Below are 14,017 nucleotides of genomic sequence, written 5' to 3' on the forward strand. Positions count from 1 at the left end.
CCTAATCCATATTAATTTGGAGGATTGACACATGAATAAAATATTGGTCGTTGAAGATAACCCCGTTATTGGAATGGTTATTCAAACCGTGTTAACCGATGAAGGACATCAGGTTGAAGTGCGGAAAAGCGCCATGGAAGGTCTGTACCTGATGTACACCGGTTTTATTCCTGATTTAGTCCTTACTGATTTGATCATGAGAGAAATGGATGGCAGAGATTTTATCCAGAAAATGCGTAATGATAAAAAGCTTTGCAGTATCCCTGCAGTCATTATTACGGCTTCAATCCCTAATGCAGAAAATTTGCCTGATAAAGATCAGTTTCAGGGGTTGCTGAGTAAACCTTTTGATCTGGAAGTTTTGGTCGATACCGTTGACAAGCTGGTAAATCATCAAACACCTGCAACCAATAACGCTGCACTTCAGGATTCGACACCGGTCGCAGTATAAAGGGTGTATAATTTGTATGATCAATGATTTCAAAGTAATCGCCGGAAAACTGATCACCATCGGCCGAACTGACAAAGGGTGTTTGTAATGCAGTTATTCCAGGACACCTCGTGGCGCACCCATGGATGGCACAACAGCCGAAAAGCAGATGGCACCATGTCGTCAACCTCAGCTTAGCTCAAAAAAATACTGATAACAGTCTAAGAACTATTATCAACATCATAACGGTTAGAGTCACTCTTGTTTAGAGGTTCACCCCAATATTTTACATAGAGCCAAAGATGCAAAGACTAAAGTGTCTTTGCATCCTATTTCTTCTTGAGGATAATTTACATTAATAGTTGGCTCACCTTAGGAAGCAGCAATACCGCCTCTCTTCTTAGCTTCCCTTTGCTTAACTTTACTTCTTTCAAGATACAATTCCTCAAGATACTGCCCAAATTGATATCCAAGATCTGGAGATTCTAACGCAAATTCTACTGTAGCTTTTAAGTAACCAATCTTATCACCTACATCATATCTTTTTCCTTCAAAACGGCAGGCGTAAACCGGTTCATCCTTGCCTTGAGCTTTTAGTGCGTCTGTTAGTTGGATTTCTCCTCCAGCTCCAGGCTCAATTCTCTCTAAATTTTTAAATATTGAGGGATTAATCACATATCGGCCCATGATCGCTAATCTGGAAGGTGCTTCTGTAACAGCCGGTTTTTCAACAAGATCCTTTACTCTCCAAACATCGCCAATATGATCAAGCGGGTCTACGATTCCATATTTATGCACGTCACTTTTGAGCACTTCCTGAATTCCAATCACACTGCAGGAAGTTCTTTCAGCAACATTTATTAGTTGCTGGGTTGCCGGAATCTTAGCTTTGATAACATCATCGCCAAGTAAAACTGCAAAGGGCTCTTGTCCTACGAAAGACTTGGCAGAATAAATAGCATGCCCAAGACCAAGCGGTTTATTCTGACGGATATAGTGAATGTTAGCCATATTGGAAAGATTCTTGATTTTTTCCAGAAGATCTAGCTGTCCTCTGCTCTCCAGATATATCTCCAGCTCCGGTGAATGGTCAAAGTAGTCAACGATCGGCCACTTGCCTCTTCCTGTAATAATAAGAATGTCTTCTATTCCTGAGTCAATGGCTTCTTCAACAATATACTGAATCGTCGGCTTGTCAACAATCGGCAGCATTTCTTTTGGCAGTGCTTTGGTCGCTGGCAGAAATCTTGTACCGAGTCCCGCTGCAGGAATGACGGCCTTTTTTATTTTCATTTTCATCCCTCCTGATCCCAATTAAAAGTCAATTTTTGTAAAGGTTATTTTACTCGGTTGCTAAGTTTGATATGTCCAGCTTTTTTATTCTTAAAAAACCGTTCCGACTTGAAAAAATAATCATAAGAACCATAATGCAATTTATAGTCACGCTTTTTAACTTTGTTCAGTACAACACCTAAAATACAGGAATTAAAGTTCTGAAGCTGTTCTTTTGCCCGTTTCAAATCAGGTAATTTTGTAGAACCCATTTTTACAATTAGTAAAGATGCATCCACTTTGGAAGCTACCATCGCACCGTCAACAACGCTTGCTAACGCAGGAGTATCGAAGAGCACAAAATCATACGCTTCATGCAGTTTCTGCATGATCTCTTCAAAGCGGGCAGAACTTAAAAGCCCAATTGGATTTAGAATATCACTGCCGCAAGATACAAAATAGAAGTTCGTAATATTTGTTTCACGAATTATATCTTTCAGATCAATCCTTCCGGTCAAATAATCGGAAAGGCCCGGCTGTGTATCTTCACTCAGTCTCTTTGCAGCGACTGGCTTTCGCATGTCCGCATCTATCAGTAATACTCTCCAACCTGAGTTTGCCATTGCTACCGAGAGTCCAATAGCCAAAGAAGTTTTTCCTTCACCCGGGTTATGGCTTGTCACAACAATTTTTTAATTTTTTATCAGTTTTTTGAATATATATATTCGCTGCCAGCATTTCAAATGCATCGCGAACAGCCTGATTTTTGTTATTATAAACGTTAAACGTTTTCATTGAGTATTTATCCCTCCTTAGCGGATATCGTGTTCTGGAATCAAACCGATTACATAAAGGTTAAGTTCCTCTTCGATATCCTTTGCTGAACGAATCGATGTATCAAAATACTCAATTAAATAAATTATACTAATCGAAAGAATTAATCCTAAGAAGATTCCAAGAAGTGTCTTTACAGGCATATGATTCGATAACGGATCCTTAGGAACCTGCGCTTTATCTAAAATGGCAACCGCATTAATATTTGCGATCTTATTAATTTGATCCATAAATACTTGCGAAGTGACATTAGCTACAGTAGCAGCGATATATGGGCTGGAATTTTGAGCTTTAATGGTAAATACATTAGAATCTTTTTCAATCTCAATCGTTATCATAGACATAAGTTGTATCTCGTCTATATCGTATCTTTTAATATCATTAGTTATTACCGATGTAATCGTCCTGCTGGATAAGATTTTTGAATATTGCTCTACGAAGGATTCATTCATCATACCTTGATCAATTTGAATATATAGTTTTGTATCAGCTTCATAGATCGGTTTTGTTAATTGACTGGTCAGATAACCGGCTCCCCCGCCTACGGCTACCAGTAGTACAATTAACCACCATTTTCTTATCATAGAAAAAAATACACTTTGGAAATCCACTCTATCCATCCTCTCTCACTATCTTATGGTTTGATGATTATATTGTATGGAAAGATGTAACGTAAAAAAGGTGTAATAGGATAAAATTCCATAAATAATTGGATTTCCCTTTATTTCTTTTGCTTAGCAAAAAAAATAATTTATTTCTAAATTTTATGGTATAAAGGCCAGAAGATTAGAGGGATAATCCTTGTTATCTTCTGGCCGTCTTCAGTCTTCTTATCCTCGAAAAGCTGCAAGTGAAAATTCCGAAGTATCGATCGCACAATCCATATCATAATTGTCATTAAACCAAATATTTGCCTTAAGTCTAGGATACACTCCTGCCTTAATCTGAGCCTTCATATCCGTAATCCATGCAGCTTTACTACCACCTTGCTCAGACGAACCAATTTCTGCAATGATTATCGGCTTCGTAGAACCGCTTGCTAATGCCTTATAAGGCGCATCAAACACTTGTCTGAAAGTTTGCCAACTGCTCCACTGCTGAGATGTTCCCCAGTTATATCCATCCACAGAAACATAGTCCACATAATTGTTACCAGGATATGCTCCCATATAAGTGGCGCTTCCTTTATTTTGATAATTTACGTTATACACGAACTTAACATTTGTTGCACCGTTTGCACGGAATATTTTTACGATCCTTTGGTATGCGCTCTTGTACGAAGCATTGGTATTTACGTTGCTATTTCCAACACACCAACCATACCAATCTCCGTTAACCTCGTGCAGCGGACGAAGCCAAACTTCCGTACCATTTTGCCAAGATTTAAACTGCTGGGCAATTGTGGCGAAGTATTCATCCAACTTGCCATTGTTTATCTCAACAGTATTGTAATCTGTCATATCATCTTTCTTCAATTGCAGGGTGATCAAGTTAATTGCGCCTTCACTTTTAGCGGCATCCATAAAATCTTCCCATTGGCTCACATCCTGTGTTGAATAAACAAAAGTGTGAATTACTTCACTGCGATGGTTAGCCAGTGCGTTAAAATCCTGAATAGCTGTATTTCCCGACGAAGCCCATTCTCCCAGCCAGGCTCCAGTCATTACCGTTGTCGATGCCGTTGCTGTTCCCGGTGTTCTAGCCTTCCTTGCTGCTGCGGCATCAGCAGTAGGTGTATAAAGTGCTAAAAACATAAAGGTAAATAATAGAAATACAGATATAAACTTTTTCATTAAAAAAACTCCTTTCGGTAGCTGGCTGCCATTTTACAGGCCCTTTAGCTTTGCGTCTCTGCCTTTCGACAGGTTTGCCTTTATCGTTTGAGAGTGCTTTATTGTCTCAGGTAATCGTCGGCCGTATTTTACCTAAAGACTTAAATGATTACCTCCAATTTCATTTTTCAAACAACAAAAAACTACTTTTGGTAACTGGCTGCCATTTTACAGGCCCTTTAGTTTTGCGTCCTTGCTTTTCAGCAAGTTTGCCATTGTCAGTAATAGCTTTTTATTCGACAATCATCTGATTATATTTTGTCATATCATTTTATTATTGTCAATATATTTACTAAATAATTTTTATTATTCTTGATAAGCGGCTAATGAAGACTCTGAAGTATCAATTGTCCAATCCATCTCTTCAGAATTGCCATTGTCATTAAACCAAATTACAGCTTTCAGTTCTGGATAAGCTCCAGTCTCAATTTGTTTTTTCATATCGGTGATCCAGTCAGCTTTACTGCCGCCCTTTTCTGTTGAAGCTACTTCAGTAATAATTACCGGTTTGTTTGAGCCCTTTGTCAGTGCAGTGTAAGCAGCATCAAATGTTTGCCGAAATGTTTGCCATTTGCTCCAAGACTGTGATGTTCCCCAGTTATATCCGTCAATTGAAACATAATCAACAAAGTTATCACCGGGATAAGCCCCCATATAGGAGGCCCCTTCCCCATTATTTTGGTAATTGACATTGTACACAAATTTTACGTTAGTTGCTCCATTATCGCGGAATATGGTTACAATACGTTGATAGGCATTTCTGTATGTTTCATTGGTATTAATCTTGCTATTTCCGATATTCCAGCCAAACCAGTACCCATTTGCCTCATACAAAGGTTGAAACCAAATCTCAGAGCCGTCCTGCCAATTCTTTAGTTGCTTGGCAATCTCGGTAAAGTATGCATCCAGTTCTCCTTTATTAATATCGACGGTACTGTATTGCTTTCCATTATTTTTCACTAAAATAATGGTTAGTAAGTTAATAGCTTCTTGTTCTTTCGTATAATCCATAAAGTCGGCCCAGTCATCCATATTCTGATATGAATAGATAAATGAATGAATAACCCCACAATGATGATTGGAAAGAATATTGTAATTTTCAATATTTCTGTCCGTTGCAGAGGGCCATGTTCCCATCCATGCCCCGTACAACGTGTTTGATTCAGCAGATTGAGAGGAATTAGCCACAAGAGATGTCTCTCCAGCTCTATTTGTTTCCGCTAAGCTGATTTTGTTATTTAGGCAAGAGAGAAAAATAGTAAAAGTTACAAGAACAGTAATAAGTATCAGAGATATTGGCTTTCTCATTATAACTCCTTTCAATATCACCCAAGCAAAATAAAATCTACACTCCGATACATTATAGCATGCTTCAATATTAATTGGAATAATAATCTATTTCTTTATCTTTATTATTTTACCTTAACTTTGACTTTTACATACTGGTCCATTGAATTCATCTTCCTAAGCATTTCTTCCAGAGACTCATATTTTAATATCATCGTTCCCAATGTACCGTTGGATCCAGTAAATGCTGAAATTTGATCTCCTGATCTGTATTGCATATTAAATTCCACAATATTTTTACGTAGGTTCTCATCAACCCATATATCTTGTAATACACCACTCTGACTGCAATGCACCATATAGCTTGACCAATAGCCTTTGGTTTCAACCATTTTTAAGTCTGAACAATTTACGCCCATTGCAGTTTTTATTGTATAATCAGTAAGATCTACTCCGGTAGCATATTTAATTACCTGGGGAATTAAATTCCCCCCATTGCGAGGTCCAACTTCCATGAGATAGATATTTTCATTCCTATCAATTCTAATATCAAAGTTATAAGCACCATCTTTCATGTCCAGTAAAGTCAACAGGCGCTGTACTTCACAATGTATTTTATCATGAAGTCGTTGCGGCATATTATACGGCCAGCTTTCACCAATCGGAACATAAGGATTACTTGAATCGCTCTCAAAATGCTCGTTAGCGAAACAACGAAACACCAACTGTCCATTTACAGAAAACCCATCTCCTGCAACCTGATATCCATACTTTTCAGTGTATTCCTCCATGATAAACCGCTTTGCTCTTGAGAAGGATAATGCGTATATAGCTTTTTCTTCTAACTCGCTTACTTCAAAAACTCTCGATACTCCCTTGCTTCCTGAAGAATCAACAGGTTTTATCATTACCGGTAGTGTAAAACTGTGAATGTCTTCTATCGCCTTATTGATAGAAGTGTAACCCTTGGCTTTTGGGGTCTTGAATCCGTTCTCTGCTAAAAAATTTCTAAATAAATCTTTGTTTGATAACACTTCAACTGACTCATACGGATTTGTTGGAAATCCCATCTTTTCAGCGACATACGCAGCTGTAATAGCCGCTGGATCAGAAGCATAGCATACAATGCCGTCAATTTTTAATCTTTTGGCTAAATTTAAAACGGCTTCCTTGTCAGTTGTACTGACATTGTGGTACTCATCAGCAAATTTATGTCCGGGATTTTCGGGAATATAATCACAAGAAACCACATAATACCCCATATTCCTTGCTGCTTTTATCGAAGGCACCTGGAAATATGAACCACCCAGCATTAATATTTTCTTCACCATTTTTCTCCCATTTAATATCTATATTGTCCATCAACGGACTAGTAGCCTATATAAACTACTTTATCTTTGATAAGCGGCAAGCGAAGAATCTGAAGAATCAATTCTCCAATCAACCTTTTGATATTTGTCGTAATCATTAAACCAAATTACAGCAATCAACTCCGGATATGCTCCCGATTGAATCTGTTTTTTCATATCGCTGATCCAAGCAGCTTTATCTCCGCCCTTTTCTGCTGATGCAACCTCAGCAATAATCACGGGTTTATTTGAACCATTTACCAAGGCTTCATATGCTGCATCAAAAGTCTGACGAAAACTGTACCATTTACTCCATGTCTGAGATGTTCCCCAATTGTATCCATCTATTGACACAAAATCAACGTATCCATCTCCTGGATAAGCATCCATAAACGAAGCACCTTCTCCGTTATTTCCATAATTTACATTATAAACGAATTTTACATTATATGCGCCATTATCCCTAAATATTTTTACAATTCGTTGAAATGCCATTCGAAAGGATTCATTGGTATTGACGCCGCTATTCCCTATACCCCAGCCAAACCAATATCCATTGGCCTCGTACATAGGCTGAATCCAAATCTCTGAACCTCCTTGCCAGTTCTTCATTTGAATTGCAAGAGCGGTATAATAGGCATCCAACCTGCCATTATTAACGTCGACCGTGCTGTACTCACCATTATCACTGTTCCTCATCATGATCGTTAATAGATTAATTGCTCCTTGTTCATGAACATAATCCATGAAACTCTCCCAGTCATCCATGTCTTGTGTCGTAAACACATAGGTATGAATGATGTCTGAATGGTGATTTGACAATTGATTAAAAGACTCTATATTTTTTTCCGTCTTTGAAGGCCAGGTTCCCAGCCAGGCCCCAATCAACGTGGTTCGTTCAACTTCTATGGATTTTTCATGGTTTGTTTCCCCCTTCACACTGATAGTCTGAGGGCTACTATTTGGTGTTTTGGTCACGAAACCATATATTAGCAAACTAACCAAGACAATGAAAAAAATAATAAAGAAAAACTTTTTTTTAGCAATAACCCTCGTAATAATTGATTTCAACCCTTTCGTAAATTATTGAAATACTTTTTATAAGTATGGGAATACATCTTTTCGTAATACGTGATGTAACTTCCTGATACGATATCCATTATCCATTTTTTATGATTAATATACCATTCAATTGTATCCTTCAGTCCTTGGTCAAAACAATACACTGGCTCCCAGCCTAATTCTGTCGTTATCTTCGTATGATCGATCGCATATCTTCTGTCATGTCCTGGCCTGTCTTTAACATACTTAATTAGATTCTCGGATTTCCCCAGCGTTTTTACAATGAGCTTGACAATCTCAACATTTGCCTTTTCATTATTCCCGCCAATATTATATATTTCTCCATAAGCCCCCTTATGCAAAACAACATCAATAGCTGAACAGTGATCCGCCACGTGAAGCCAGTCTCTGATCTGCATCCCGTCACCATACACTGGAAGTTCTTTATCATTAATACAATTGTTGATCATTAATGGGATTAATTTTTCCGGAAACTGGTACGGACCATAATTATTACTGCATCGTGTAATATTAACCGGCAACCCAAATGTTTTATGATAAGCTCTGATAACCAAATCCACACTGGCCTTTGAGGCTGAATAAGGGCTGTTGGGCTGCAACGAGGTTGATTCGGTAAACATTCCTTCCGCTCCAAGATTACCATATACCTCATCTGTGGATATTTGCAGAAATTTCACATCAGATTTATATTCCTTGCAGTATTTGTCTTCCGGATCAATCAGCCATTGTTTTTTTGCTGCATCAAGCAGCACTTGCGTGCCGAGGATGTTGGTAGTTAAAAAGACCTCCGGTTCAACAATGCTTCGGTCTACATGACTCTCTGCTGCAAAATTCACTACATAATTAATATCATAGGCTGAGAAAACCTGATTGACTTTCTCTCTGTCCCGTATATCGGTTCGAAGAAAGATATAGTTGGAACAATCCGCTATATCTACCAGGTTTTCAAGGTTGCCGGCATAGGTCAAAGCATCCAGATTTATGATCCGGTAATCCGGATACTTTTGTAACATATAGCGAACAAAATTGCTGCCGATGAATCCCGCACCGCCAGTCACAAGAATTGTTTTCATGCCTAAAATCCTTTCAACATCTTATTTGCTCAACTCTATCAGTTTATTAAAGAAAGAATATACTGCCCGTAATCTGTCATATGAAGATTATTGCCTATTGCTCTTAGTTGAGCAGTATCAATCAACCCTCTTCTCCAGGCAATCTCTTCCAGACAAGCAATATAGAACCCCTGTCTGGACTGAACGGCTTCAACATATTCCGCTGCTTTAAGCATTCCTTCAGGAGTCCCTGTATCTAACCACGCCATTCCTCTTTTAAGTAAAATTACGTTGAGCAGTTTCCGTTCAAGATAGACGTTGTTTACTGCAGTAATCTCAATTTCTCCGCGCGAAGAAGGCTTAATACTTTTCGCGATCTCAACAACATCATTATCATAGAAATATAGTCCCGGTACCGCATAATTAGATCTGGGATTTTGGGGTTTCTCTTCAATTGAAAGTACATTCAGATCTTTATCAAATTCAACTACTCCAAAAGAATGGGCATCTTTAACAGGGTATCCAAAAATAGTGGCTCCTTTTTCCAAGGCTTTTGCCCGATTCAGAATTCGTGTGAGATCTTGTCCATAGAAAAGGTTGTCTCCAAGAATTAAGCAAACATGATCGTTCTTGATAAAATCTTCACCAAGCATAAAAGCGTCTGCTAAACCTCGGGGGGTCTCCTGAACCGCATAGGAAAATTCAACCCCAAGTATGGAGCCGTCTCCCAAAAGCCGTTGATAGACCGAGGTATCTTCAGGGGTGGAAATAATCAGTATTTCCCGGATACCGGCCAGCAAAAGAACAGATAATGGATAATAAATTAACGGTTTGTCATAAATCGGCAAGAGTTGTTTCGATACAGCTTTTGTCATCGGATAAAGTCGGGTCCCTTTACCCCCAGCTAAAATTATTCCTTTCATTGTATGCTCCTATCTTCTCAAAATAATATTACATATTCTGTCAACATCCTTTAAGTCCAAATCTGCATATAAAGGAAGCGTCAGTACCTTATCTGCAAAATACTTTGCCACAGGGGTATCTTCACAGTTAAATTGTTTCCTGTAACATTCAAAATCATTTGTTAGCGGGTAAAAGTACTTTCGAGCAACAATATTTTCCTTTAGCAAAGCTGCGTGAATTTCATCACGATCCACTTGAAAACCATCAAAAAATACCGGAAAATAAGCGTAATTGCTTTCTACACCATCTTGCAGCGAATTGAGTTTTATGCCCTTGACTCCGCGCAGTCTTTCAACATATCTTTCCACAACTGCTTTTCGTTTCTCAATTTCTTCATCAACATGGCGAAGATTGCATATCCCCATCGCTGCCTGAAATTCATTCATTTTCGCATTACCGCCAATATGAGCAACCGTATCCTGCCCTGTTATCCCAAAATTGCCCAATGACTCCAATAAGTATTTCAGCTCATCATTCTGAAATGCTACTGCTCCGCCTTCAATTGTATTGAATACTTTGGTCGCATGAAAACTAAACATGGAAGCATCTCCAAAGTCCGCCACACCAGTCCCGTTCAGGGTAACCCCGAAAGCGTGGGCAGCATCATAAATTACCTTAAGATGATATTTTCGGGCGATTCGTGCGATTTCCCGAACGTTGCATATATTCCCGTAAACATGAACCGGAATAATAGCGGTTGTTTTTTCCGTAATCAGCTCTTCGATTCGGTCTGTATCTATGGTGAAATTTTCCGGATTAATATCACAAAAAACTGGTTCCAGACCATTCCTAACAATGGCATGCGTCGTTGATACAAAGGTAAACGGAGATGTAATTACCTGTCCGGACAGATCAAAAGCCTCAATAACATATTCCAGAGCCAAATGACCATTTGTAAAAAGTGAAATATTGGGCACTCCTAAATAACAGGACAAAGCAGTTTTCAATTGTTCGTGCTTTATTCCCATGTTGGTCAGCCAATGGCTTTCCCATAATTCTTTAATTTCTTCTATATACTCCTCAAATTTCGGCATCGAAGAACGGGTTACCTGAATTAATTCACACATACTCTATACCTCTATTTATTATAGCTTCTGTCTTTCTTATATTTTGAATATCCTTATTTCATTATATCTTATTTTTAATAAATATTGACCTGATCAGGTTACTCACATCATTGAATTCTTCGAGTTTCGCCAATCTGCTTAGCCCCGAATAGATTATGATTCCAGCAATAATTTGTGCTGCTAGTTTAATCATATTGCTATTAGGAAATATGATTTGTAAGAAATAAACAATAACCCCCATAACAGAAGCATTGATTAAGATAGGCAGAATATCTTTAATTTGTTCTATTGTAGAATAGTTGACTAATTCCGCTGAAAAGTATGAGTTTATGAAATAAGCAATTATGGAATTGATAACTGCTGCCCAAAGCAGCCCCATAATGCCAAGATTTAAAACCAATACAATCACGATTGAAGCTACTCCAATAGCTTTTTTGATAATCTCTAAACTTAAAAATAAATCTGATCTGCCTTTCACCTGCAGGATATTTAAGTTTATGGCATGAAGAGGATAAAACATTCCCGCTAAACACAAGATTTGAAAATATGGAATCGAACTTATCCAATTTTCCCTAAATAATATATTAAATAAAGGGTTTGCTATAACCGCAAGTCCAATCATAATCGGAAATGTGACAAATACAGAACTTCTGATTATTTTCCTATAACCGGCCCTTAATAATTCACTTTCATCCTGTATGCTGCATAGAACCGGATAACTGACTTTTTGAACGGATGTTGTTATAGACGTAGAAGCTACATCTCTTAGTTTTTGGGCATTTGTGTAATATCCAAGCTCGACTGCGGAGAATAATCTTCCTATGATAACATAATATAAGTTCTGATATAACGTATCGATCAAACCTGATATAAGCAGTTTCCATCCAAAACTAAAGAATTTCTTGAACGAATCTATTTTAAAGACAAAAGAAGGCATCCATTTATTGTATAGGCACAACAAGAATGATTGCATGAACTGTAAGGACATCACACGAATGACGAGGCTCCATATGCCAAACCCAAAACAGGCAGAAGAAATACTCAATATCCCAGAAAACAGATTAGAAATAATACTAATTCTTGTCTGCAGTTTAAATTCAACTTTTTTAACCAGCATTGTCCGCTGGACCAAACCAAAGGAATTAATAATAAGAACGATTGCTAAAACTCTTAACAAGGGAATAAGCTGCGGTTCTTTGAAAAAAACACTGATAGGATTGGCTGAAAACAAAATCACGATATAGGTAACAACAGCCAAAACTAAATTAGAATAAAAGATTGTCGAATATTCTTCCTGAGTTACCTCTTTTTCTCTGATCAAAGCGTTACTGAGTCCACTGTCAATAACGATATTGGATATCGCAATAAAAACAGTGATCATTCCAATAACACCGAAGTCCTGGGGCAGCAAAAGTCTGGCAAGTATGATCTGGATCAAAAATTGAAATCCCTGATTCGCGAATATATCTACCATACTCCAAGAAATACCTTTTATTGTCTTCTTTTTCAAACTGCTTGTCTCCATTATGATCTCCTATGATTGCTGTCCTTCTTGGTCCGGATAATATGCGCTCAGGTTACAAACAAATCAGCTTACTTTATCTGGTGGATGTGTAATCTTGTTCTTACATCAATCAGTTTTTGGTAACAATTTACACCGAGAATACCAAGGGTAACTTTCTTCGCCATGTCATAAAGACTAATGTTTAGGTTTTTAACATCATAATAAAGTTTATCCTCACAGGAACCGTTGATAAATGCTAAGTGTTCCTTATATACTTGTCTAAAATCATTGATGGTGATTTGTGTTGTTTGTGGAGCAATTTTTTTCTCTATTAAAATCTGTTGAAGCATCTCGGAGATTGACTCGTCTTTTTTCGAATCACTGAACAGATTATTATCCGTGTCATATCCGAATAATCCCATTGGTTTATTATCTCTAACATCCAATGTCAAAGTTAAAACACCTTCCGCCGCACTTACATTCGCGGAACCTGATACTCCGATGAACAAATCAATTTTTTCAAATAGGTTTCTCGGTATAGGAAACATATATCCAGTAATAAGTACTTTCAAATTATCAATGTTTTTAATTTTATTCAAAATAAGCTTTTCAACTTCGCCGCTGACAGAACTGCCTACCATAACCAACTGGATCATCTTATCCTTATAATTTTCCGCAAAACATATAATTTCATTGGCCATCGGAACGACATAGGGTTTGTCAAGCCGTGTAATGCATCCAATATTAATATCTTCCCTTACAATGTTGTCAATAATTTCATTACTTACATCATCAACTGCATTGGAACAAGCAGCCCTTAATGAATACTTCTCACTATCTCCTATCTCTTTATGACCGTGAAATAGCATTTCCAGCGACGTCTTGCTGATCCCCGCTAATTCTTTTCGTTTGTGTTTAAAATCAAAAAATTCATATATATCCGCAGATAACGTTGGAAATGTTTCCTGCACCAAATAGATTATATGTTTGCAATTCAGCCTCTTTGCTGCGAGTTCTCCCCATAAGGCCAATGGAATTTCATGAGATTCAACAATAATTTCATTGTATTCGTTCTTGTCCGTGCTGGCGAGTATTTGATCAATAATACGATTGATTCTTAGACGGGGATAACCTTGCGGGTAACATCTCAGGAAAGGAATTCCATTATTCTTAAAACGTTTTAGTTCGCTAAGTATAACTTCCCCTTTGCCATAATAGAAGACATCAACAGTCCATCCTAATTCTTCCAAAAACTTCACTTTATTTCGAACATAGATCTGTGCACCGCCGACACTGTCTATTACGTTAGTGAGGATAATATACTTTTTCTTCATCACTTTTAGC

General features: G+C 37.8%; 14 protein-coding genes and 2 riboswitches. Of the genes, 1 reads left to right on the forward strand and 13 read right to left on the reverse strand.

The genetic code is table 11. The features are described from left to right. The first annotated feature begins 31 nt into the window (after positions 1-31). Positions 32-451: a response regulator gene (locus tag DHBDCA_RS05155; RefSeq protein ID WP_015043120.1), complete on the forward strand. Its 420-nt coding sequence runs from the start codon at positions 32-34 to the stop codon at positions 449-451. A gap of 351 nt (positions 452-802) precedes the next feature. Here the strand turns inward: DHBDCA_RS05155 and galU are convergent, their stop codons facing one another. The 13 genes from galU to DHBDCA_RS05215 all read right to left on the reverse strand — a co-directional run bounded on the left by galU (position 803) and on the right by DHBDCA_RS05215 (position 14,010). Beyond that, positions 803-1,723, reverse strand: a complete 921-nt coding sequence (galU, locus tag DHBDCA_RS05160) for a UTP--glucose-1-phosphate uridylyltransferase GalU (RefSeq protein WP_015043121.1) — start codon at positions 1,721-1,723, stop codon at positions 803-805. Between the two features lie 44 nt (positions 1,724-1,767). Further along, positions 1,768-2,349: a tyrosine-protein kinase family protein gene (locus DHBDCA_RS05165; protein WP_242824972.1), complete on the reverse strand. Its 582-nt coding sequence runs from the start codon at positions 2,347-2,349 to the stop codon at positions 1,768-1,770. Positions 2,350-2,371: 22 nt separating this feature from the next. Beyond that, complete coding sequence (locus DHBDCA_RS15870; RefSeq protein ID WP_015043123.1) at positions 2,372-2,497, reverse strand: hypothetical protein; 126 nt, start codon at positions 2,495-2,497, stop codon at positions 2,372-2,374. 17 nt (positions 2,498-2,514) lie between these two features. Continuing rightward, positions 2,515-3,156 carry a YveK family protein gene (locus tag DHBDCA_RS05170; protein WP_081580504.1) on the reverse strand — a complete coding sequence of 214 codons (642 nt, stop codon included), beginning with the start codon at positions 3,154-3,156 and terminating at the stop codon, positions 2,515-2,517. A gap of 210 nt (positions 3,157-3,366) precedes the next feature. Further along, on the reverse strand, positions 3,367-4,329 hold the full coding sequence (locus DHBDCA_RS05175; RefSeq protein WP_015043125.1) for a glycoside hydrolase family 26 protein: 963 nt from the start codon (positions 4,327-4,329) through the stop codon (positions 3,367-3,369). Positions 4,330-4,342: 13 nt separating this feature from the next. Then, positions 4,343-4,418, reverse strand: a riboswitch (cyclic di-GMP riboswitch). 98 nt (positions 4,419-4,516) lie between these two features. Beyond that, positions 4,517-4,592: riboswitch (cyclic di-GMP riboswitch) on the reverse strand. Between the two features lie 82 nt (positions 4,593-4,674). After that, complete coding sequence (locus DHBDCA_RS05180) at positions 4,675-5,676, reverse strand: glycoside hydrolase family 26 protein (protein WP_015043126.1); 1,002 nt, start codon at positions 5,674-5,676, stop codon at positions 4,675-4,677. A 104-nt stretch (positions 5,677-5,780) separates the two neighbouring features. Further along, a complete protein-coding gene (locus tag DHBDCA_RS05185) occupies positions 5,781-6,986 on the reverse strand; it encodes an ATP-grasp domain-containing protein (RefSeq protein WP_015043127.1) in 1,206 nt (401 codons plus the stop codon). A 60-nt stretch (positions 6,987-7,046) separates the two neighbouring features. Next, positions 7,047-8,075 (reverse strand): glycoside hydrolase family 26 protein, encoded by a 1,029-nt coding sequence (locus DHBDCA_RS05190; protein ID WP_015043128.1) that lies wholly within the window; start codon positions 8,073-8,075, stop codon positions 7,047-7,049. Continuing rightward, the gene (gene rfbB / locus DHBDCA_RS05195; protein WP_015043129.1) at positions 8,072-9,160 is read right to left on the reverse strand and encodes a dTDP-glucose 4,6-dehydratase; all 1,089 of its coding nucleotides are present in this window, start codon (positions 9,158-9,160) and stop codon (positions 8,072-8,074) included. Before rfbB ends, DHBDCA_RS05190 begins: the two co-directional genes overlap by 4 nt. Positions 9,161-9,198: 38 nt before the next feature. Continuing rightward, entirely contained in the window at positions 9,199-10,062 is an 864-nt protein-coding gene (gene rfbA, locus DHBDCA_RS05200; RefSeq protein ID WP_015043130.1) for a glucose-1-phosphate thymidylyltransferase RfbA, read from the reverse strand. Between the two features lie 9 nt (positions 10,063-10,071). After that, the gene (locus DHBDCA_RS05205; RefSeq protein WP_015043131.1) at positions 10,072-11,169 is read right to left on the reverse strand and encodes a DegT/DnrJ/EryC1/StrS family aminotransferase; all 1,098 of its coding nucleotides are present in this window, start codon (positions 11,167-11,169) and stop codon (positions 10,072-10,074) included. Between the two features lie 61 nt (positions 11,170-11,230). Further along, positions 11,231-12,694, reverse strand: a complete 1,464-nt coding sequence (locus tag DHBDCA_RS05210) for a lipopolysaccharide biosynthesis protein (RefSeq protein WP_015043132.1) — start codon at positions 12,692-12,694, stop codon at positions 11,231-11,233. Between the two features lie 68 nt (positions 12,695-12,762). Continuing rightward, positions 12,763-14,010, reverse strand: a complete 1,248-nt coding sequence (locus tag DHBDCA_RS05215; RefSeq protein ID WP_144020268.1) for a glycosyltransferase family 4 protein — start codon at positions 14,008-14,010, stop codon at positions 12,763-12,765. Positions 14,011-14,017 lie beyond the last annotated feature (7 nt).

It is taken from the genome of Dehalobacter sp. DCA (genome assembly GCF_000305775.1).
In the GTDB taxonomy this organism is placed as follows: Bacteria; Bacillota; Desulfitobacteriia; order Desulfitobacteriales; family Syntrophobotulaceae; genus Dehalobacter; species Dehalobacter alkaniphilus.